Origin of the sequence: Kitasatospora sp. NPDC090091 (genome assembly GCF_044747365.1) — a bacterium.
GTDB lineage: Bacteria > Actinomycetota > Actinomycetes > Streptomycetales > Streptomycetaceae > Kitasatospora.
Map to the genome: position 1 here is coordinate 201732 of NZ_JBIVDY010000006.1, position 21496 is coordinate 223227.

Below are 21496 nucleotides of genomic sequence, written 5' to 3' on the forward strand. Positions count from 1 at the left end.
GTGACGGACCGGGACGGCGCCGGGGCTCAGGACCCGGTGCTGTTCCAGTCCCCGTGGCCACCGCCGGTGCCCGGGTCGGTGGTGCCGGTGCCGGTGGACCCGGTGCCCGTCGAACCGGTGCCGGTGCTGCCGGTGGTCGTGGTCGTGGTCGTCGTGGTGGTCCGGCCGGTGCCGGTGGTGTCGTCCGCCGCCGCGGTGCCGGCGGCGCCGAGGGCGATCACCAGGCCGAGGCCGGCGGCGGCCAGGCGGATCCGGGTGCTGCCGAGGACCGAGTGCTTCGCCATGACGTCTCCCTAAGGTGTCTTCCCTGGTGGGAAGGGGTCTTCCGGGCTGATGGGACCAGCATGGCAAGGGGCGTTCAACGGCCGATCGACGCACGAGCACCGTGCGTCGATCGGTCTCGTTGATCGGCCCGTCGGCCGCCTGCCGAGGTGTCGGGCCAGGTGACCGGCGACCGGCCCGGCGCGCCCTCGCGGGGCCGGGCTACTCGCGGATCTCCAGCGTGCAGCACTTCACGCTGCCACCGCCCTTGAGCAGCTCGGAGAGGTCCGTCGCGATCGGCCGGAAGCCCCGCTCGCGCAGCCGGGCGGCCACCCCGGTGGCCGGCTCCGGGTGGATGACGTGCAGGCCGTCGCTGACCACGTTGAGCCCGAACGCCTCCGCGTCCGCCTCGTCCACCAGCACCGCGTCCGGGAAGAGCTGCTGCAGCACCCGCCGGCTGCCCGCGGAGAACGCGCCCGGGTAGTACATGATCTCCTCGCCGTCCAGCACGCTGAGCGCGGTGTCGAGGTGGTAGAAGCGCGGGTCGACGAGGTCCAGGCCGATCACCGGCCGGCCGAGGAACTCCTGCGCCTCGGCGTGCCCGGCGGAGACGCTGCGGAAGCCGCGCCCGGCGAGCAGGTAGCGGCCGGTCAGCAGGATGTCGCCCTCGCCCTCGTTGACGTGCGCCGGGTCGTGGGTGGCGAACCCCCGGGCGCGGAACCACTCCAGGTACGCCGGCCCCTCGGCGGCCCGCTCGGCGTTGCGGAACCGGGCGCCGAGCACCCGGCCGTCGACGACGGTGGCGCCGTTCGCCGCGTAGACCATGTCGGGCAGGCCGGGCAGCGGGTCGATCAGGTCCACGCGGTGGCCCAGCTCGCGGAAGAGCCGGTACAGCCGCTCCCACTGGGCCACCGCGAGGTCGGTGTCCACCGGCTCGGCCGGGTCCATCCACGGGTTGATCGCGTAGCTGACCTCGAAGTGGGTCGGACGGCACATCAGGTACCGGCGCGGGCGGGCGGCGCGGGCACCGGCGGCGGGAGCACCGGAGGCGGAGGCGTCGGTGCCGGCGTTCGAGCCGGGACGGGTCAGCGTGGTGGCGGTCATGGCAGGCTCCGGAGGACGAGGGTGGGAGGGGGTCAGGAGGAGGCGGGGCGCTCGGGGAAGTTCCGCAGGCCGCGCAGCGGGCTGGCCAGCAGCACCCCGCCGGCCGACATGAGCACGCCGGCCATGATCCAGATGGTGGTCCGGGCACCGAGCACCTCGCCCAGCCAGCCGCCGAGCAGGGCGCCCAGCGGGATCGCACTGAAGTTGACGGTCGAGGCGCTGGCCCGGATCCGGCCGATCATGGCGGGCGGGCAGTACGCCTGGTAGAAGCTGCCGGCGATGACGTTCCCGGCGATCACACCGCAGACCGCGACCGACCAGGCGACCGCGCTGACCGGCAGCGGCAGCCGCTCGCCGGCCAGCGGCAGCAGGAAGATGAACGGCGCCACCACCAGCTCGCAGAGCAGCAGTCCGCGCGCCGTGCCCAGCCGGCGGGCGATCCGCCCGGCGAGGGCGGCCCCGGCCAGACCGCCGATCGACACCACCGCGAAGACCGCGCCGACGCCGCCGGGCGTCACGCCCACGCTGCGGACCAGGAAGACGGTCTGCACCGCCTGGATGCCGTTCAGGCCGAGGTTGCCGACCGCGGCGAAGGAGGCGAGCGTGCGCAGGTACGGGTCGCGGACCAGGAACCGGACGCCCTCGCCGATCTCGCGCAGGATGCCGCGCCGCTCGGAGGCCGGCGGCGGCTTCTCCTCGGTCTCGATGGTGGCCACGCAGAGCGCGGAGACCAGGTAGGTGACCGCGTCGGCGAGCAGCCCGCTGGCCGCACCGAACGCCTGGGAGAGCAGGCCCGCCACACCGGGCCCGGCGATCTCGGCCGCGGACTCCCCGGAGCGCAGCTTGACGTTGGCCTCCAGCAGGTCGGGCTTGGCGACCAGCGAGGGCAGGGCGGCGCTGTACGCGGTGGAGAAGAACACCTTCACCGAGCCGGCCAGCACCGCCACCGCGATCAGGTGGGCCATCGTCAGGGCGTCGAACCAGCCGGCCACCGGCACGCTGCCGAACAGCACCAGCAGCAGCAGGTCGCAGACCAGCATCACCTTCAGCCGGGGCCAGCGGTCCACCCAGGCGCCGGCCAGCAGGCCGAGGAAGAGCCAGGGCACCCAGGCGGAGGCGGTCAGCACGCCGACCATGAACGGGCTGGCGTCCAGGGTGACGACGGCGACGAGGGCGAGCGCGACGTTGCCGACGGCGGTGCCGAGGCCGCTGGTGGTCTCACCGATCCAGAGCTTGCGGAAGTCGCTGTGCGCCCAGAGGCCCCAGCGGCTCTTCGGCCGGTCCTTCTGCGGGGGCGGCTCGACGGAGACAGTGGTCATGGCGGGCTACGCTCCAAGCTTCTCGGCGAGCACGGCGGCGATCCGTGCGACGGGCTCCGGCTGGGTCATCGCGCCGTGCTCGCACGCGACGCGGTGGTGCTCGATGCGGCCGTCGATGTAGGGCCGCCAGGCCTCCTCGTAGGGCCAGTCCGCGGGCTTGCCGACGGTGGCGCCGAAGAAGACGGCGTCCCCCCGGTAGCGGTCCGGCACGTGCTCGGCCATCAGCTTGCGGTGGTGCTCGAAGACGTCGGGCAGGACGGCGGCGGCCTCGCCGAGCAGGGCGGTGAGGTCGGCCTGGCCGCGCCCGTCCTCCGGGTCGTAGCCGAGCGAGGCGAGCAGCTCGGCGAGGGTGTCCACGGGCTCGTCGGAGGGCGCGGCGGGGAGGGCGGGCCGGGCGGCCGGTGCGCCGTCCAGCAGGGCCAGCAGGGCGACCTCGCCGCCCTCGGCCTGGAGCCGGACGGCCATCGCCTGGGCGACCACCGCGCCGAAGGACCAGCCGAGCAGGTGGTAGGGCCCGTCCGGCTGGACGGCCCGGATCTGCCGCACGTAGTCCTCGGCGATCTCGGCGACGTCGGCGGGGGAACCGCCGTGCAGGCCGCGGGCCTGGAGCCCGTAGACCGGCCGGTCGGCGCCGAGGTGGCGCAGCAGCCCGGAGTAGACCCAGCTGATGCCGGCGGCCGGGTGGACGCAGAACAGCGGGGCCTTGCCGCCGGTGCCGTCACCGCGGTGCGGTGCGCCGGTGCGCAGCGGGAGCAGGACGTCCAGGGCGTCGGCCGCCGGGCCGGCGGCGTCGAGACGGCGGGCCAGGCCGGCCACGGTGGGGGCCTCGAAGAGCGCCCGCATCCCGAGGTCGGCGCCGAGTGCGGCGCGGATCCGGCCGAGCAGCTTCATCGCCAGCAGCGAGTGGCCGCCGAGGTCGAAGAAGCCGTCGTCGACGGAGACCGCGGGCAGGCCGAGGACCTCGGCGAAGAGTCCGCAGAGCAGTTCCTCGCGGGCGGTCCGCGGGGCCCGCCCGGCCGGCGCGGCGGTGAAGTCCGGTGCGGGCAGGGCGCGGTGGTCGACCTTGCCGCTCGCGGTCAGCGGCAGGGCGGCGAGCGGGACGAACGCGGCCGGGAGCATGTACCCGGGCAGCGACTCGGCCGCGAAGGCGCGCAGGTCGGCCGGGTCGAGCGGGCCGTCGGCGACCACGTAGGCGACCAGCCGGGGGCCGGCCGTGCCGTCCTCGCGGGCCACCACGGTGGCGGCCCGGACCAGCTGATGGCCGGTCAGCACGTGCTCGATCTCGCCGGGTTCGATCCGGAAGCCGCGGATCTTGACCTGGTGGTCGGTGCGGCCCAGGTACTCCAGCCCGCCCGCACGGGTGCGGCGGACCAGGTCGCCGGTGCGGTACATCCGGGTGCCGGCCGCGAACGGGTTCGCGACGAAGCGCTCGGCGGTCAGGCCGGGGCGGCCGAGGTAGCCGCGGGCCAGGCCGGCGCCGCTCAGGTAGAGCTCGCCGGGGACACCGGCCGGGACGGGGTTCAGGTGCTCGTCCAGGACGAGGGCGCGGGTGCCGGGCACGGGCCGGCCGAGCGAGGGCCGCTCGGTGTCCGCGAACGGCTGGGTGAGGGCGTCGACGGTGGACTCGGTGGGCCCGTAGAGGTTGTGGCCGGCGGTGTGCGGGGCCTCGCGCAGCCGGGTCCAGAGTGCCTGGCCGACGGCCTCGCCGCCGAGCAGCACCAGCTGCGGCGCGGGGGTGTTCAACAGGCCCTCTTCCAGTAGCAGTTCGGCGTAGGAGGGGGTGACCTCCAGGACGCCGATCCGCTCCGTGCGGATGTGCCCGACCAGTGCGGCGGCGTCGCGGCGGACGTCGTCGGCGACCAGGTGCAGCTCGTGGCCGGCGATCATCCAGAGCAGGCCGTCCCAGGAGGCGTCGAAGCAGAGCGAGGCGGTGAGGGCGACCTTGAGCCGGCCGTGGGCGCGTTCTGCGGCCCCGATCGGGCCGGCCCGGTGCGCGGCGAGCAGCGCGGCGATCGAGCCGTGGGCCACCACCACGCCCTTGGGGCGGCCGGTGGAGCCGGAGGTGTAGATCACGTAGGCGGCGTCGGCCGCGGTGGCGCGCGGGGCCGGGTCGGCCGTCGCGCTCCCGGAGTCGGCGGAGCGGCCGTGGTCGGCGGGGTGGCCGGCGTCGGCGGGGTGGCCGGTGCCGGCCCGGTCGAGGCGGTGGACGGGCAGGCCGTCCAGCAGCTCGGGCAGCGGCCAGCGGTCGTCGGTGAGGACGAGGGCGGGCGCGGCGTCCGCCAGCATGGCGGCGGTCCGGTCGGCCGGGTACTCGGCGTCCAGCGGGAGCGAGGCGGCACCCGCCTTGAGCACCGCGAGCAGGGCGACCACGGTCTCGGCGGAGCGCGGCAGCGCCAGGGCGACCACCGCGTCCGGGCCGGCGCCCGCCGCGATCAGGCGGTGGGCGAGGCGGTTGGCGCGGGCGTTCAGCTCGGCGTAGGTCAGCGCGGCCGGGCCGGCGACCAGCGCGACGGCGTCCGGGGTGCGGACGGCCTGCGCCTCGAAGGCGGCGGGCAGCAGCGGCAGTCCATCCGGCAGGCCGGCCCCGGGGGCCAGCAGCTCGGCACGCTCGTCCTCGGCGAGCAGGTCGGCCCGGCCGATCGGCTGCGCCGGGTCGGCGGCCACCGCGGCGAGCAGGCGGCCGTAGCGGACGGCGATGGACTCGGCGGTCTCCCGGTCGAACAGGTCGGTGGCGAAGTCGATCGCGCACTCCAGGCCGGCGGGGGCGCCGTCGGCGTCGAAGGACTCGCCCATGCCGATGGAGAGGTCGAACTTGGCCGCGTAGCCGCCGACCGGTTCGACCTCGGCGCGCAGGCCGGCCAGGTCGAGCGGTTCGCCGCCGGTGCCGCCCTGGAGCAGCAGCATCACCTGGAAGAGCGGGTGGCGGGCCAGCGAGCGGGCCGGGTTGAGCTCCTCGACGAGACGCTCGAACGGCACGTCCTGGTGGGCGTGGGCGTCCAGCTGGGTCTCCCGGACCCGGCGCAGCAGTTCGGCGAAGGTCGGGTCGCCGGAGGTGTCGGTGCGCAGCACCAGGGTGTTGACGAAGAAGCCGACCAGGTCGTCCAGCGCTTCGTCGGAGCGGCCGGCGACCACCGAGCCGATCGGCACGTCGGTGCCGGCGCCGAGCCGGGTGAGCAGCGCGGCCAGGCCGGCCTGCAGCGTCATGAACATCGTCACCCGGTGCTCGCGGGCCAACTCGACCAGCGCGCGGTGGAGTTCGGCGCCGAGCGGGACGACCACCCGGTCCCCGCGGTGGCCACTGTCGGCGCGCCGGGGACGGTCCACCGGGAGCGCCAGCTCCTCGGGGAGACCGGCCAGCGCCTCGCGCCAGTGGGCGAGCTGGCGAGCGATCAGGCTCTCCGGGTCGGCCTCGTCGCCGAGCAGGTCGCGCTGCCAGAGTGCGTAGTCGGCGTACTGGACCGGCAGCGGCTGCCAGGCCGGCGGCTCGCCGCCGAGGCGCGCGGCGTAGGCCTCGGCGAGGTCGGCGATCAGCGGGCCCATCGACCAGCCGTCGCCGGCGCTGTGGTGCAGTACCAGGAGCAGCAGGTGCTCGTCGGCGGCGAGCGGGAGCAGGTGGGCCCGGACCGGCAGTTCGGCGGCCAGGTCGAACGGGAGGCCGGCGCAGGCGGCCAGGGCGGCGGCGAGGTCGGCCGGCGCCTCGGTGCGGCGCTCGAACGGGACGCGGGCCGCGGCGGGTTCGACGACCTGCTGGTAGGGCTCGCCGTCGTGCTCGGCGATCACGGTGCGCAGGCTCTCGTGCCGGGCGGCCAGGTCGTCCAGGGCGGCGGCCAGCGCGTCCGTGTCGAGGGCGCCGGTCAGGCGCAGGGCGAGCGGGAGGTTGTAGAGGGCGCTCGGGCCCTCCATCCGGTCGATCAGCCAGAGCCGCCGCTGGGCGAAGGAGAGCGGTACCCGCTCGGGGCGCTCGGCGGCCGCGGTGAGCGGGAGGCGGGCCCCGGCGCCGTCCAGCCGCTGGGCCAGGCCGGCCACCGTCGGTGCCTCGAAGACGTCCCGGATGTCCAGCTCGGAGCCCAGGGCGGTGCGGACCCGGCTGACCAGCTTGATGGCGAGCAGCGAGTGGCCGCCGAGGGTGAAGAAGTCGTCGTCGATGCCGACCGCGGTCAGGCCGAGGACCTCGGCGAAGAGGCCGCAGAGCAGTTCCTCGCGGGCGGTGCGGGCGGCCCGGCCGCCGGCGAAGAGCCCGAAGTCCGGGGCGGGCAGGGCCCGCCGGTCGACCTTGCCGCTGCCGGTCAGCGGCAGTGCGGCGAGGGTGACCACGGCGGCCGGGACCATGTGGCCGGGCAGCGTCTCGGCAGCGAACCGCCGCAGTTCGAGCGCGAGTTCGGGGCTCGGCGCGGCCGTCGCGCAGTAGCCGACGAGCCGGCGGTCGCCGTCGGCCTCGTGCAGCACGACCACCGTCTGGCGGACGGCCTCGTGGCGGGTCAGCACCTGCTCGATCTCGCCCGGCTCGATCCGGAAGCCGCGCACCTTGACCTGGTGGTCGGTGCGGCCGAGGTAGTCGAGGCCGCCGCCGCGGGTGCGCCGGACCAGGTCGCCGGTGCGGTACATCCGGGTGCCGGCCGCGAACGGGTTCGCGACGAAGCGCTCGGCGGTCAGGCCGGGGCGGCCGAGGTAGCCGCGGGCCAGGCTGTCCCCGGCCAGGTAGAGCTCGCCGGGGACGCCGACGGGGACGGGGTTCAGGTGCTCGTCCAGGACGTGGGCGCGGGTGCCGAGCACGGTGTGGCCGAGGGACGGCCGCTCGGAGCCGGCGTAGGCCTGGAGCAGGGTGTCGACGGTGCACTCGGTGGGCCCGTACAGGTTGTGGCCGGTGGTGTGCGGGGCCTCGCGCAGGCGGGTCCAGAGCGCCCGGCCGATCGGCTCCCCGCCGAGCAGCACCACGCGCGGTGCGGGCGCGTCCAGCAGGCCCTCGGCGATGAGCTGTTCGGCGTAGGACGGGGTGAGGTTGAGGGCGTCGACGCCGACCGCCCGCAGGTGCCGGACCAGGGCCGCCGGATCCCGGCGCAGGTCGTTGCCGATCAGGTGCAGCTCGTGGCCGGCGACCATCCAGAGCAGGCTGTTCCAGGAGGCGTCGAAGCAGAGCGAGGCGGTCAGCGCGGCGCGGAGCCGGCCGTGCATCCGCTCGGGCTCGCCGAACGTCTCGGCCTGGTGCGCGGCCAGCAGCCCGGCGATCGAACCGTGGCTCACCACCACGCCCTTGGGCAGGCCGGTGGAGCCGGAGGTGTAGATCACGTAGGCGGCGTGCGCCGGGCCGACCCGGACGGGGAGTGCGTCGGCGGGCTGCGCCGCCCACAGCTCCTCGTCGGTGCGCAGCACGCGCAGGCCGTCCAGGACGTCGGGCAGCGGCCAGCCGTCGGTGGTGAGCACCGCGGCCGGGCGGGCGTCGGCGAGCATGTGGGCGGTGCGCTCGCGCGGGTACTCGGCGTCCAGCGGGAGGAAGGCGGCGCCGGCCTTGAGCACCGCCAGCTGGGCGACCACGGTGTCCACCGAGCGGGGCAGGGCGAGCGCGACCACCGACTCCGGGCCGACCCCGGCGGCCGCCAGGCCGTGCGCCAGCCGGTTGGCCCGGGCGTCCAGCCGGGCGTAGGTCAGCCGGGTGCCCTCGAAGACCAGGGCGGTCAGGTCGGGGGTCTGCGCGACGCGCTCGGCGAAGGCTGCCGGGACCAGCGGCAGGCCGGCCGGCAGCGGCCGGTGGCCGCCCAGCAGGCCGGCGCGCTCGTCCTCGGCGAGCAGGTCGACCCGGCCGATCCGGCGCCCGGGCGCGGCGGCCACGGCGGTGAGCAGGCGCCCGAAGCGGGCCGCCAGCGACTCGGCGGTCTCCCGGTCGAACAGGTCGGTGGCGAAGTCGATCGCGCAGTCCAGCCCGGCGGGGGCGCCGTCGGGCCCGAAGAACTCCTCCAGGGTCACGTTGAGGTCGAACTTGGCGACCCCGGTGCCGGCCGGCAGCGCCTCGGCGCGCAGCCCGGCCAGCTCCAACTCGGCCTCGGCGTTGGACTGCAGGACCATCGCCACCTGGAAGAGCGGGTGCCGGGCGAGCGATCGGGCCGGGTTGAGCTCCTCGACCAGCCGCTCGAACGGCACGTCCTGGTGGGCGTAGGCGCCGAGGCCGGTCTCCCGGACCCGGCCGAGCAGTTCGGCGAAGGTCGGGTCGCCGGAGGTGTCGGTGCGCAGCACCAGGGTGTTGATGAAGAAGCCGACCAGGTCGTCCAGCGCTTCGTCGGAGCGGCCGGCGACCACCGAGCCGATCGGCACGTCGGTGCCGGCGCCGAGCCGGGTGAGCAGTGCGGCCAGCGCGGCCTGGAAGGTCATGAACAGGGTGACCCGGTGCTCGCGTGACAGCTCGACGAGGCGGCGGTGCAGTTCGGCGTCGATCGGCAGGGCCACCCGGTCGCCGCGGTGGTCGGAGCGGGTGCCGCGCGGGCGGTCCACCGGGAGCGCGAGCTCCTCGGGGAGATCGGCCAGCGTCTCGCGCCAGTAGGTGAGCTGACGTGAGATCAGGCTCTCCGGGTCGCTCTCGTCGCCGAGCAGGTCGCGCTGCCAGAGTGCGTAGTCGGCGTACTGGACCGGCAGCGGCTGCCGGGCGGGGCGCTCGCCGCCGAGGCGGAGCGTGTAGGCCTCGGCGAGGTCGGTGAGCAGCGGGCCCATCGACCAGCCGTCGCCGGCGATGTGGTGCAGGGCGACCACCAGCACGTGGTCCTCGGGCGCGATCCGGAGCAGGGTGGCGCGGATCGGGGCCTCGGCGGCCAGGTCGAACGGGCGCCGGGCGAGCCGGTCGACCTCGGCGTCCACCGACTCCGGTGCGCAGTCCAGCAGTTCGAGCGGCAGCTTCGCGGCGGGCGGCAGGATGAGCTGGTGCGGCTCGCCGTCGTGCTCGGCTATCACCGTGCGCAGGACCTCGTGCCGGCCGGCCAGGTCGCCGAGGGCGGTGGCCAGCGCGTCGGTGTCGAGTCCGCCGGTCAGGCGCAGGGCGAGCGGCATGTTGTAGAGCGCGCTCGGGCCCTCCATCCGGTCGATCAGCCAGAGCCGCTGCTGGGCGAAGGAGAGCGGCACCAGCTCCGGCCGGGCCCGGCCGGCGGTGAGCGGGAGGCGGGCCTCGGCGCCGTCCAGCCGCTGGGCGAGGCCGGCCACGGTCGGTGCCTCGAAGACGTCCCGGATGCCCAACTCGGCTCCGAGGGCGGCGCGGACCCGGCTCAGCAGCTTGGTGGCGAGCAGCGAGTGGCCGCCGAGGGCGAAGAAGTCGTCGTCGACGGTGACGCCCTCGACGCCGAGGAGTTCGCCGAAGAGCCCGCAGAGGATCTCCTCGCGCGCCGTGCGGGGGGCCCGGCCGCCGGCGGTCGCGGTGAAGTCGGGGGCCGGCAGCGCGGCCCGGTCCAGCTTGCCGTTGACGGTGAGCGGCAGCTCGGCCAGCGTCACCACGGCGGCCGGCACCATGTAGTCGGGCAGGGCGGCGCCGGCGTGGGCGCGCAGCGCGGCCGGGTCGAGGTCCGGGGCGCCGACCGCATAGGCGACCAGCCGGGTGCCGGCGGTGCCGTCCTCGTACGGCAGCACGGCGGCCCGCAGGACGTCCGGGTGGGCGGTGAGGACGGCCTCGATCTCGCCGAGCTCGATCCGGAAGCCGCGCACCTTGACCTGGTGGTCGGTGCGGCCCAGGAACTCGATCTCGCCGTCGGCGCGGCGGCGGACCAGGTCGCCGGTGCGGTACATCCTCCCTCCTTGCCCGCCGCCGGGCAGGAGGGGCCCAGTTCCCGGCGTGTGCGGGTTCGCGACGAAGCGCTCGGCGGTCAGGCCGGGGCGGCCGAGGTATCCGCGGGCCAGGCCGGCGCCGCTCAGGTAGAGCTCGCCGGGGACACCGGCGGGCACCGGCCGCAGGGCCGCGTCCAGGACGTGGGCGCGCAGGTTGGGAAGCGGGCGGCCGATCAGCGGGCGCTCGGCGCCGTCCAGCCGGTGGAACACCGCGTCGACGGTGCACTCGGTGGGGCCGTACATGTTGAGCGCCACGGTGTCCGGGGCGGCGGTCAGGGCGGTCCACAGGGCCTGGCCGACGGCCTCGCCGCCGACCATCACCAGCGCGGGCCGGCAGCGGGTCAGCAGGCCCTCCTCGACCAGCCGCTCGGCGTGGCCGGGGGTGAGGTCGAAGACGTCGACGCCGGCCTGCTCGGCGTGGCGCACGACGGCGGAGGCGTCGCGGCGCAGCTCGTCGTCGAGCAGGTGGAGCTCGTGCCCGGCGACCATCCAGAGCAGCGATTCGAGTGCGGTGTCGAAGGAGAGCGAGCCGACCTGGGCGAACCTGAACCGGCGGCCCGGGTGGGCCCGTTCGGCGGCGCCGACGGTCTCGGCGCGGTGGAAGGCGAGCAGGTTGGCCAGGCCGCCGTGGCGGACCACGACGCCCTTGGGGCGGCCGGTGGAGCCGGAGGTGTAGATGACGTAGGCGGCGTGGTCGGGGCCGATCCGCACCGGCGGGGCGCCGGCGGGCCGGTCGGCCCGGTCGTCGGCCCGGGCCGCGTCGTCGGCCAGGATGACCGGCAGGCCGTCCAGGACGTCGGGCAGCGGCCAGCCGTCGGTGGTGAGCACGGCGGCCGGGCGGGCGTCGGCCAGCATGTGGGCGATCCGGTCCCGCGGGTAGTCGGCGTCCAGCGGCAGGAAGGCGGCGCCGGCCTTCAGCACGGCGAGCACCGCGACCACCGACTCGGCGGAGCGGGGCAGCGCCAGGGCGACCACCGCGTCCGGGCCGACCCCGGCGGCCGCCAGGTCGTGCGCCAGCCGGTCGGCCCGGGCGTCCAGCTCGGCGTAGCTGAGCCGGGTCTCCCCGAAGACCAGGGCGACGGCGTCGGGCGTGGCCGCGGCCTGGGCGGCGAAGGCGGCCGGGACGAGGGTGTCGGCGCCCGGCCGGTTGGTGTCGTGCCAGCGGGCCAGGGCGGCCCGGCCGTCCTCGTCCAGCACCTCCAGGTCGGCGACCGGGCGGTGCGGGTCGGCGGCGACCTGGCGCAGGATCAGGGCGAGCGCGGCGGCGAGCCGCTCGGCGGTGCTCCGCTCGAACAGGTCGGTGGCGAACTCCAGGCCGCCGTCCAGGCCGGCCGGGGAGCCGTCCGGGTGGTGTCGCTCGGAGAGGTTGAGGGTGAGGTCGAAGGCGGTGGTGGGCAGGCCCAGCGGCTCGTACGCGGCGCGGGTGCCGGGGAACTCCGGGCCGCCGCCGGCGGTGTTGTCGAAGGCGATCATCACCTGGAAGAGCGGGTGCCGGGCCAGCGTGCGGGCCGGGTTGAGCTCCTCGACCAGCCGCTCGAACGGCACGTCCTGGTGCGCGTAGGCAGCCAGGTCGGCCTCCCGGACCCGGCCCAGCAGCTCGGCGAAGGCCGGCCGGCCGGAGAGGTCGGTGCGCAGCACCAGGGTGTTGGCGAAGAAGCCGACCAGCTCGTCCAGCGCCTGGTCCAGACGGCCGGCCAGCGGGGTGCCGATCGGCAGGTCCTCACCGGCGCCGAAGCGGTGCAGCAGGGTGGCGAAGGCGGCCTGGAGCACCATGAACAGCGTCGCCCCGTGTTCGGCGGCCAGCGCGGCCAGCCGGGCGTGCAGGGCCTCGTCCAGCTCCAGCGGGACGACGTCGCCGCGGTGCGAGGCGACCGGCGGCCGGGGGCGGTCCAGCGGGAGCGCCAGCTCGTCCGGCAGGCCGGCCAGGGCCTCGCGCCAGTGGGCGAGCTGGCCGCCGAGCAGGCTCTGCGGGTCGGAGTCCGCGCCGAGCAGCCGGTGCTGCCAGAGGGTGTAGTCGGCGTACTGCACCGGCAGCGGCTGCCACACCGGCCGCTCGCCGCCCAGCCGGGCCGTGTAGGCCTCGGCGAGGTCGCGGAAGAGCGGGCGCAGCGACCAGCCGTCGCTGGCGATGTGGTGCATGACCAGGAGCAGGACGTGCTCGTCCGGGCCGGCCGGGCGCAGGTAGGCGTGCAGCGGGACGTCGACGGCCAGGTCGAAGGTGTGGCCGACCAGCTCCTCGGCCGGGCGGTCGGTGACGGTGAGCAGCGGCGCGGGCGGGGCGGCCAGCACCCGCTGGTGGGGCACGCCGTCGTGGGCGCCGAAGACGGTGCGCAGGCTCTCGTGCCGCTCGGCCACGTCGCCGAGGGCGCGTTCGAGGGCGGCGGCGTCGAGCGGGCCGGTCAGCCGCAGCGCGAGCGAGACGTTGTAGGTCGCGGCGGGGCCCTCGGCCTGGCCGAGGAACCAGAGCCGGCGCTGGGCGAAGGAGAGCGGCAGCCGCTCGGGCCGGGGCTCGGGGCGCAGCGCCGGGCGGGCCGGCCCGGTGGACAGCCGGGCGGTGAGGGCGGCGACGGTCGGTGCCTGGAAGAGGTCGGCGATGGCCAGCTCGGCGCCGAGTTCGGCGCGGGCCCGGCCGACCAGGCGGGTGGCGAGCAGGGAGTGGCCGCCCAGCTCGAAGAAGTCGTCGTCGATGGTGATGCCCTCGATGCCGAGGATCTCGCCGAACAGCTCGCACAGGGCGCGCTCGCGCTCGTCGCGCGGGGCGCGGCCGGTCGAGTCGCCGCCGAGGTCGGGGGCGGGCAGGGCGCGGCGGTCGACCTTGCCGTTGGCGTTGAGCGGCAGCGCCGGCAGCACCAGCACGGCGGCGGGGACCATGTAGCCGGGAAGCGTGCGGGCGGCGAACTGCCGCAGCTCGGCGGCGAGTTCGGGGTCGTCGTCCGCTGCCGCGCAGTAGCCGACCAGCCGGGTGTCGCCGGGGCGGTCCTCGCGGGCGACGACGATGACCTGGCGGACGGCCGGGTGGCCGGAGAGGGCGGCCTCGATCTCGCCGAGCTCGATCCGGAAGCCGCGCACCTTGACCTGGCCGTCGATCCGGCCGAGGAACTCGATCGCGCCGTCCGCGCGGCGGCGCACCAGGTCGCCGGTGCGGTACATACGGACGCCGGGCGTGTACGGGTCGGCGACGAAGCGCTCGGCGGTCAGCCCCGGGCGGCGCCAGTAGCCGCGCGCCAGGCCCGCTCCGGCGACGTACAGCTCGCCGGGCACGCCGGGCGGCACCGGCCGCAGCCGGGCGTCCAGGACGTACGCGCGCATGTTGTCGAGCGGGCCGCCGATCGGGGCCCGGGCGCCGGCCAGGTCGGCCGGGACGAGGTGGTGGTGGGTGGCGAAGGTGGTGGCCTCGGTGGGGCCGTAGACGTGGGCGAGCAGCAGGTCGGGGCAGTGGTCGAGGACCCGCTGCATCAGGGTGCCGGAGGCGGCCTCGCCGCCGGTCAGCACCACCCGCAGGGCGCGGAAGGTCTCCGGCGCCTGCTCGGCGACCAGGTCGAAGAGCGCCTTGGTGAGGAAGACCGCGGTGACGCCGTGCCGGGTGGCGACGGCGTGCAGCGCGGCGGCGTCCAGCCCGCCGGGCGGGGCGACCACCACGCTGTCGCCGGCGAGCAGCGGCGTCCACAGCTCGTAGGTGGCGGCGTCGAAGGCGTGCGGGGAGTGCAGCAGGATCCGCTCGTGCCGGCCGTCCTGCCAGCGGCGGTCTGCGGCCAGGTCGACCACGTCCCGGTGCCGGACGGCGACGCCCTTGGGGGTGCCGGTGGAGCCGGAGGTGAACATCACGTAGGCGAGCCGGTCGGGGTGGACGGGCAGGCCGGGGTCGTGCTCGGGCGCGCCCGCCTCGTCGCCGGGGCGGACCACGGCGGCGGTGTGCGGGAAGCCCGGGTCGGCCCGGTCGGTGAGCAGCACGGGTGCGCCGGTGTCGGCGAGCAGCGCGGCCATCCGCTCGGGCGGCAGGCTCGCGTGCATCGGGACGTAGCAGCCGCCGGCCTTGAGCACCGCGAGGGTGGCGACGACCAGCTCGACCGAGCGCTCCATCAGCAGCGCGACCGGGCTCTCCGGGCCGACGCCGCAGGCGATCAGGTGATGCGCGAGCCGGTTGGCGCGGGTGTTGAGCTCGGCGTAGCCGACCGTGCCGCCGTCGTGGACCAGCGCGGTCGCGTCCGGGGTGCGGGCCGCCTGCGCCTCGAACAGCTCGGGCAGCGAGCCGGGGCGCACGGGCGCCGCGGTGGCGTTCCAGTCGTCCAGGATCCGGGCCCGCTCCTCGGCGCCGAGCACGTCCAGGGCGCCGATCGGGGCCTGCGGGTCGGCGGCCGCGGCCGCCAGCAGCCGGCCGAGCCGATCGAACAGGGTGGTGACGGTGGCCCGGTCGTACAGGTCGGCCGCGTACTCGACCGAGCCGGTGAGACCGGCCGGGGCGCCGTCGGCGGCGCGCTGCTCGGTGATGCCGATGTTCAGGTCGAACTTGGCGACCCGCAGGCCCAGCGGCTCGGACTCCGACTCCAGCCCGGGCAGGCCGAGTTCGCCCTCCTCGTGGTTCTGCAGCACGAGCAGGGTCTGGAACAGCGGGTGGCGGCCGAGCGCACGGGCCGGGTTGACCTCCTCGACCAGCCGCTCGAACGGCACGTCCTGGTGGGCGAAGGCGTCCAGCTGCGCCTCCCGGACCCGGTCGACGAGTTCGGCGAAGGACGGGTCGCCCGAGGTGTCGGTGCGCAGCACCAGGGTGTTGACGAAGAAGCCGACCAGGTCGTTCAGCGCCTCGTCCGAGCGGCCCGCCACACCGGTGCCGAGCGGGATGTCGGTACCGGCGCCGAGCCGGGTGAACAGGGCGGCCAGGCCGGCCTGGAGGACGGCGAACAGGGTGGAGCGGTGCCGGCGGGCCAGGCCGAGCAGGGCGGCGTGCAGCTCCGGTCCGTACGCGAAGGCGACGGCGTCCGCGGCGCCGGTCGGGGCGGGCGGCCGGGGGCGGTCCGCCGGCAGCTCCAGCTCCTCCGGGACTCCTGCCAGGGCTCCTCTCCAGTAGTCGAGTTGACGGCTCATCAGGCTGTCCGGGTCGGTCTCGTCGCCGAGCAGGTCGCGCTGCCAGAGCGCGTAGTCGGCGTACTGGACCGGCAGCGGCTCCCAGTCGGGGGCGGTGCCGGCCAGCCGGGCCCGGTAGGCGGTGGCGAGGTCGCGCAGCAGCGGGCCGAGCGACCAGCCGTCGCCGGCGATGTGGTGGAGCACGACGAGCAGCACGTGCTCGGTCGGTGCGAGCGAGAAGACCGTGACCCGGATGGGCAGTTCGGCGCTCAGGTCGAAGGTGCCGGCGGCGGCCCGGTCCCGCAGGGCGGGGTAGTCCGCCGGCGTGCAGTCCACCGTCTCGAAGGAGGGCTGCGCCTGCGCGCTCGGCAGGATCCGCTGCACCGGGACGCCCCCGTCCACCGGGAACACCGTGCGCAGGGCCTCGTGCCGGTCGACCACGTCCGCCGTCGCTGCGCGCAGCGCGGCGGTGTCGAGCGAGCCGCGCAGGCGGACCGCGAACGGCAGGTTGTAGAGCGCGGTCGGTCCTTCGATCTGGTCGATCAGCCAGAGACGCTGTTGTGCGTACGAAACCGGGATCACGGTGCTTCCTCTGCTCACGTCATGGCGCGGTTGGTGGTGGGGCGTCAGGCGGGCACTGCCGTGGGCAGCACGGTGGGGCGGCAGTCCAGGACGTCGACCGGGCGGCCCATCGCGACGGCGATCTTCCGGTCGCCGCGGTAGGGGTCGCGGCCGTGCGCGCAGAGCACGTTGTCGACCAGCATCACGTCGCCGACCTGCCAGGTCTCGCGGACGGTGGCGGCCTCGTAGGCGGCGTTCAGCGCGTCCACGTCCTCCCGGGAGAGCGGCTCGCCGTCCCCGAAGCCGGTGTTGAACGGCAGGCCGTCCGGGCCGAACTCGTCGACCATGGCCTCCCGGATGTCCGGGTCCAGCGACCACTCGTTCCAGAAGGCGAGGTGGTTGAACCAGACCTCCTCGCCGGTGTGCGGGTGGTGGACGGTGGCCGGCCGCAGCTGGCTGGTGCGCAGGTTGCCGTCCGGCTGCCACTGCCAGGAGATGCCGTTCTCCTTGCAGTACAGCTCCACCTCGGCGTGGTCCTCGGTGCCGAAGGCGGTCCGCCAGCCGAGCGAGACGTAGTCCGAGTAGTTGCGGGTGAGCGTCCAGCCGGACGACCGGCCGCGGGCCGCCAGGTGCTCCGGCAGGTGGGCCAGGACCTTGCGGACGTCGGCGGTCGGGGTGGCGCCGCCCTCCTCGGGGGCGGTCAGGCAGGCGAAGAGCAGCCGGCCGGGGAAGGTCAGGGTGTAGCTGTTCTCGTTGTGCATCCGGATCGACTGGGCCGGCGGCAGGTCGGTGGACGAGAAGACGCCGTCGCCGAAGTCGCTGCGCGGGGTGGCCTTCTCCCGGTACGGGGTGGGCTCGGGGATCAGCACGTCGCGGACGGCGGCGACGTCCTCGGTGGAGGCCACCGGCAGGCCGCGCAGGAAGATCGTGCCGTGCTCGTGCAGCGCGGCGGTCAGCTCGGCCTCGTTCTCCCGCAGCCAGGCGCAGCCCTCGGCGAGGCCGGCGCCGGCCGGCACCCGGGTGAGGGCGGGGCGGCCGGGGGTCAGCTCCCAGGTCGGCATCGTGCGCTCACCGGTCCAGGGTGGCCAGCAGGCCGGCCGGGCGGATGTCGGTCCAGTTGGTCTCGATCCAGTCGAGGCACTCCTGGCGGGACGCCTCCCCGTGGACGCTCGTCCAGCCGGCCGGCACGTCGATCCAGACCGGCCAGAGCGAGTGCTGGTTCTCGTCGTTGACCAGCACCAGGTAGCCGGCGTTGTCGTCCTCGAACGGGTTCGTCATGGTGCTCTCCTCGGTGGGGTGTGGACCGGTGGGGCGCGGCCCCCGGTGTGTTTCGAAGCTATCGGCGGCGCGGCGGCCGGAGCGGCACAAGGCCCGGCAGGTGGGCGGCAGTTAGCGCCTGCCGGTGCGCGCGGTCAGCGCGGGGTGAGGCGGACCGGGAAGCGGTCCAGACCGAAGTTGATGATCGAGCGGTTGTACTCGACCGGACCGGCCGGCTCGATGGCGGCGGCCTTCTCCAGCGCCGCCGAGTACAGCGCGCCGAGCTCGGCCTTGGCCAGCGGCGCGCCGATGCAGTAGTGGGCGCCGAGCCCGAGCGCCAGGTGCTTGTTGGGCGAGCGGTCGAGCAGGATCTCCTCGGGCCGCTCGAAGGCCTCCGGGTCCCGGTTGGCCGACCAGACCCAGACCGCGACCCGGTCGCCGCGGCGGATCTGCCGCCCGGCCAGCTCGACGTCCCGGCTGGCGGTGCGCAGCGTGTGCAGGCCGACCGAGGTCCACCGCAGCAGCTCGTCCACGGCGGAGTCCATGTCGACCTCGCCCTGCTGGAGGCTGCGCCACAGGTCCGGGCGCTGGACGAGGGTGTGCAGGCCCATCGCGGCGGTGTGGCGGACCGTCTGGACGCCGCCGACCACGATGTTGTCCAGGTTGAGCACGACGTCCTCGACCGGCAGCAGCCGGCCGTTGACCTTGTAGGTCGCCATCATCGAGATCAGGTCGTCGCGCGGGTCGCTGCGGCGCAGCATCACCTGGTGCAGCAGGTACGGGATGAGCTGCTGGTGGCCGGCCCGGCGCTCCTCGGGGGTGCGGCCGAGGAAGGCCACGTCGCAGACCCGGACCACCATGTCGCGGTCCTTCTCGGGGACGTCCAGCAGGTCGCACATGACCGCCAGCGGCAGCGCGGAGACCACGTCGACGAGGTCCACCTCGCCCTGCTCGACGGCCCGGTCGAAGAGCTCGCCGGCCCGCTCGGCGATCGAGCGGGCGGCGCCGCGCACCCCGCCCTTGGAGAAGAACGGGTTGGCGGGGGCGCGCAGTTCGCGATGCCGGGGCGGGTCGGTGAGGGCCATCATCCGGCCCGAGCCGACCGGCACCTTGCCCTGGCCCGAGCCCAGCAGCGAGCCGGACTCCGAGCTGAACACGGTGGCGTTGCGCAGCACGTCCGCGGACTCGCGGTAGGTCAGCACCGACCAGACCGGGCCGTCGTCCACGGTCTCGGTGCGGTGCACGGGGGCGGTCCGGCGCAGCTCGGCGACCAGCGCCGGGGTGTCGGGGCTGGCCCACAGGGCCGGGTCGGTGAGGTCGACGGAGGTGGTGGTGGTCGTCAAGACTGCTCCCTGGGGGCGGCCTCGGGCCCGCGCCCGAGGGTCAAAGTGGGCGGGGTGGGGCGGGGCCGGGTGCGGTCGGCCCTCATGGTCGGGGCCGGACGGCGGGCCGCAGCGGCGGCCGGGCCGGCGCCGGGGCGCGGACCCGGTCGGCCGCGGGCCGGGCCGGTGCGGCGGCCAGCAGCGAGGACAGCAGGGCCACCGGGCCGGGCCGGTCGACGGTGGCCAGCAGGTGCCCGCCGGGCAGGACGTGGTGGCCGAACGCGCCGCCGGTGAAGGCGGCCCAGCCGGTGAGGTCGGTGGTGCCGAGCATCGGGTCGTCGGCGCCGGCCAGCGCGTACAGCGCGGAGCCGATCGGCGGGTGCGGGCGGTGGCGGAAGGTGGCGCTCACCGCGAGGTCGGTGCGGATGCCGGACAGGGCCAGCTCGACCAGGTCCGGGTCGGCCCGGACCAACTCCTCCAGGCCGGTGAGGCGCAGGAGTTCGGTGGCGTCGAGATCCTTGCTCTCCCGCTCGGCCCACTCCGCGGGGCAGGGTGCGCCGGCGGCGACCACCAGGTCGGGGCGCCGGTCGGCGGGCAGCGCGCGGGCCACCTCGTAGGCCAGCAGGGCACCGAAGCTCTGCCCGTAGAAGCCGAACCGGCCGCCGGTCAGGTGCGGGGTGATCGCCTCGACGACCGCCGCCACCAGGGCGGCGAAGTCCGGCGGCATCCGGTCCCGGCTGCGGCCGCCGCGGGCCGGCGGGCGCAGCGCCCAGACCTCGGCGGCGGGCGCGAGCGCCCGGGCCAGCGGGGTGAAGGCGGTGGCGTCGCCGCCGGCGTGCGGGAAGCAGAACAGCCGTAGCGGTCGGTGGGGTTGGGGCGCGGGGACGAGGAACCAGTCGCCCTCGGTCCGCGGCCGCGCGGCCGCCGCGCTCATCGGGCGGCCCGGCGGGCGGTCAGGGCGGGGCGCGGCGCGGCCGGGCCGGCCTCGGCGGCCCGGCGGACGGCGGCGGTGAACGCGGCCAGGTCGGCGGCGTCCAGCAGGTGCCGCAGCTGGAGCTCGACGTTCAGCCTGCGGCGCAGCAGGTGGACGACGCGCAGCGCGGCGAGCGAGTGGCCGCCGAGCGAGAGGAAGTCGTCGGTGGGCTCGACCGCGGGGACGCCCAGCACGGTCCGCCAGACCTCGGCGACCTGCTCGTCGATGCCGCCGGCCGGCGCGGCCTCCTCGGCGGCGGCCGGGGCGGGCAGCGCGCGGTGGTCGACCTTGCCGTTGGGGGTGAGCGGGAGGGCGTCCAGCACGGTGACGGTGGCCGGCACCAGGTGGGCGGGCAGGGTCCGGCGCAGCGCGGCGAGCAGGGCGGCGGCGTCGGTCCCGGCTCCGGCGGTGGTGACGGCGTATCCGGCCAGCCGGAGGTCGCCGGGCGCGGCCTCGTGCACGGTGACCGCCGCGGCGGACACCCCGTCCAGGGCGGCCAGGGCGTGCTCCACCTCGCCCGGCTCGATCCGGAAGCCGCGCAGCTTGACCTGGCGGTCGACCCGGCCGACGTACTCCAGCAGGCCGTCCGCGGTGCGGCGGACCTGGTCGCCGGTGCGGTACATCCGGGTGCCCGGCGTGAACGGGTCGGCCACGAAGCGGCCGGCGGTCAGCCCCGGGTGGCCCGGGTAGCCGTGCGCCACGCCGGGGCCGGACAGGTACAGCTCGCCGACCGCGCCGGGCGCGGTGACCGGGGCCAGCCGGTCGTCCAGCAGGTGGGCGCGGACGCCGGGCAGCGGCTCGCCCAGGTGCGGGCCGGGGCCGGTGACCGGGGCAGTGATCGCGTCGACGGTGCACTCGGTGGGCCCGTACAGGTTGAACGCGTCGATGCCGCCGTCGGCCAGCTCGCGCCAGGTCCGCTCGGGGACCGGCTCGCCGCCCATGAACAGGCGCGGCACCCGGGCGCCGGCCAGCGGCTCGCGGAGCAGCTGCCAGTGCGAGGGGGTCAGGTCGAGGTCGGTGACGCCGTGCTCGGCCAGCAGGACGGCCAGGCGGGCCGGGTCGGCCCGGCGGGCGTCGTCGATCAGCACCAGGGTGTCGCCCCGGCAGATCCGGACCCACTGCTGGACGGAGGCGTCGAAGGAGACGCTGGCGTTCCAGCCGACCACGGCGGGCTCGGGGCGGTAGGCGCCGCTGCGCTCCAGCGCGGTGGCCAGGTGGGCGACGGCGCCGTGCGGCACCTCGACGCCCTTGGGGCGGCCGGTGGAGCCGGAGGTGTAGATGACGTAGGCGGAGTCGAGCGGGTCCGGGGTGAAGTCCGCCGCGGCGTCCGCGGCCTCGCCGTCCGGGGTGTCCGCCGCCGCGGCGTCCGGGCGGAGCACCGGGACGCCGGCCGGGACGGGCGGCGCGGCGTCGGTGCTGACCACGGCCGCGAGGCCGGCGTCGGCGGCCATGAAGGCGATCCGCTCGGCCGGGTAGGCCGGGTCGAGCGGGACGTACGCGGCGCCGGCCCGCCAGGCGGCGAGCAGCGCGACCGGCAGGTCGGCGGTGCGGGTCAGGTGGATGCCGACCCGGTCGCCGCGCCGCACGCCCCGGGCGCGCAGGGCGCGGGCCAGGTCGGCGGTCCGCCGGTCCAGGGCGGCGAAGTCGAGGCTGCCGTCGACGGCGTGCACGGCGACCCGGTCGGGGTGGGCGGCGACGGCGGCGCGCAGGCGGGCGAGCAGGTCGGCGGGGGCGGCCGCGGGGGCGGTGGGGCGGACGGTGGCGGCCGGTTCGGCGGTGGTGGTCATGCGGGGGTGCTCCTCGGTCGGGGTGAGTGGTGGCGCGTCGGGGCCGACGCGGTC

At 76.2% G+C, this 21496-nt stretch carries 9 protein-coding genes; all 9 read right to left on the bottom strand.

The genetic code is table 11. The features are described 5' to 3' along the window. Window positions 1-26 precede the first annotated feature (26 nt). Entirely contained in the window at window positions 27-284 is a 258-nt protein-coding gene (locus ACIPSC_RS12790; protein WP_400825257.1) for a hypothetical protein, read from the bottom strand. A gap of 199 nt (window positions 285-483) precedes the next feature. Then, window positions 484-1365, bottom strand: coding sequence for a dimethylargininase (gene ddaH / locus ACIPSC_RS12795; protein ID WP_400825260.1), 882 nt, complete (start codon window positions 1363-1365; stop codon window positions 484-486). Between the two features lie 32 nt (window positions 1366-1397). Next, entirely contained in the window at window positions 1398-2684 is a 1287-nt protein-coding gene (locus tag ACIPSC_RS12800; protein ID WP_400825263.1) for an MFS transporter, read from the bottom strand. A gap of 6 nt (window positions 2685-2690) precedes the next feature. Then, window positions 2691-16124 carry an amino acid adenylation domain-containing protein gene (locus ACIPSC_RS12805; RefSeq protein WP_400825265.1) on the bottom strand — a complete coding sequence of 4478 codons (13434 nt, stop codon included), beginning with the start codon at window positions 16122-16124 and terminating at the stop codon, window positions 2691-2693. 44 nt (window positions 16125-16168) lie between these two features. Continuing rightward, window positions 16169-17164 carry a TauD/TfdA family dioxygenase gene (locus tag ACIPSC_RS12810; protein WP_400825266.1) on the bottom strand — a complete coding sequence of 332 codons (996 nt, stop codon included), beginning with the start codon at window positions 17162-17164 and terminating at the stop codon, window positions 16169-16171. A 7-nt stretch (window positions 17165-17171) separates the two neighbouring features. Then, window positions 17172-17381, bottom strand: a complete 210-nt coding sequence (locus tag ACIPSC_RS12815; RefSeq protein ID WP_238861905.1) for an MbtH family protein — start codon at window positions 17379-17381, stop codon at window positions 17172-17174. Window positions 17382-17515: 134 nt separating this feature from the next. Then, complete coding sequence (locus ACIPSC_RS12820; RefSeq protein WP_400825267.1) at window positions 17516-18703, bottom strand: cytochrome P450; 1188 nt, start codon at window positions 18701-18703, stop codon at window positions 17516-17518. Between the two features lie 82 nt (window positions 18704-18785). Then, entirely contained in the window at window positions 18786-19616 is an 831-nt protein-coding gene (locus ACIPSC_RS12825; RefSeq protein WP_400825269.1) for a thioesterase II family protein, read from the bottom strand. Then, window positions 19613-21442: a non-ribosomal peptide synthetase gene (locus ACIPSC_RS12830; protein WP_400825270.1), complete on the bottom strand. Its 1830-nt coding sequence runs from the start codon at window positions 21440-21442 to the stop codon at window positions 19613-19615. Before ACIPSC_RS12830 ends, ACIPSC_RS12825 begins: the two co-directional genes overlap by 4 nt. Window positions 21443-21496: the final 54 nt, after the last annotated feature.

Excerpts from the sequence above, each read along its gene's own strand:
- ACIPSC_RS12790 (WP_400825257.1), bottom strand. The coding sequence starts at position 284 with ATGGCGAAGCACTCGGTCCTCGGCAGCACCCGGATCCGCCTGGCCGCC.
- ddaH (WP_400825260.1), bottom strand. The coding sequence starts at position 1,365 with ATGACCGCCACCACGCTGACCCGTCCCGGCTCGAACGCCGGCACCGAC.
- ACIPSC_RS12800 (WP_400825263.1), bottom strand. The coding sequence starts at position 2,684 with ATGACCACTGTCTCCGTCGAGCCGCCCCCGCAGAAGGACCGGCCGAAG.
- ACIPSC_RS12810 (WP_400825266.1), bottom strand. The coding sequence starts at position 17,164 with ATGCCGACCTGGGAGCTGACCCCCGGCCGCCCCGCCCTCACCCGGGTG.
- ACIPSC_RS12815 (WP_238861905.1), bottom strand. The coding sequence starts at position 17,381 with ATGACGAACCCGTTCGAGGACGACAACGCCGGCTACCTGGTGCTGGTC.
- ACIPSC_RS12825 (WP_400825269.1), bottom strand. The coding sequence starts at position 19,616 with ATGAGCGCGGCGGCCGCGCGGCCGCGGACCGAGGGCGACTGGTTCCTC.
- ACIPSC_RS12830 (WP_400825270.1), bottom strand. The coding sequence starts at position 21,442 with ATGACCACCACCGCCGAACCGGCCGCCACCGTCCGCCCCACCGCCCCC.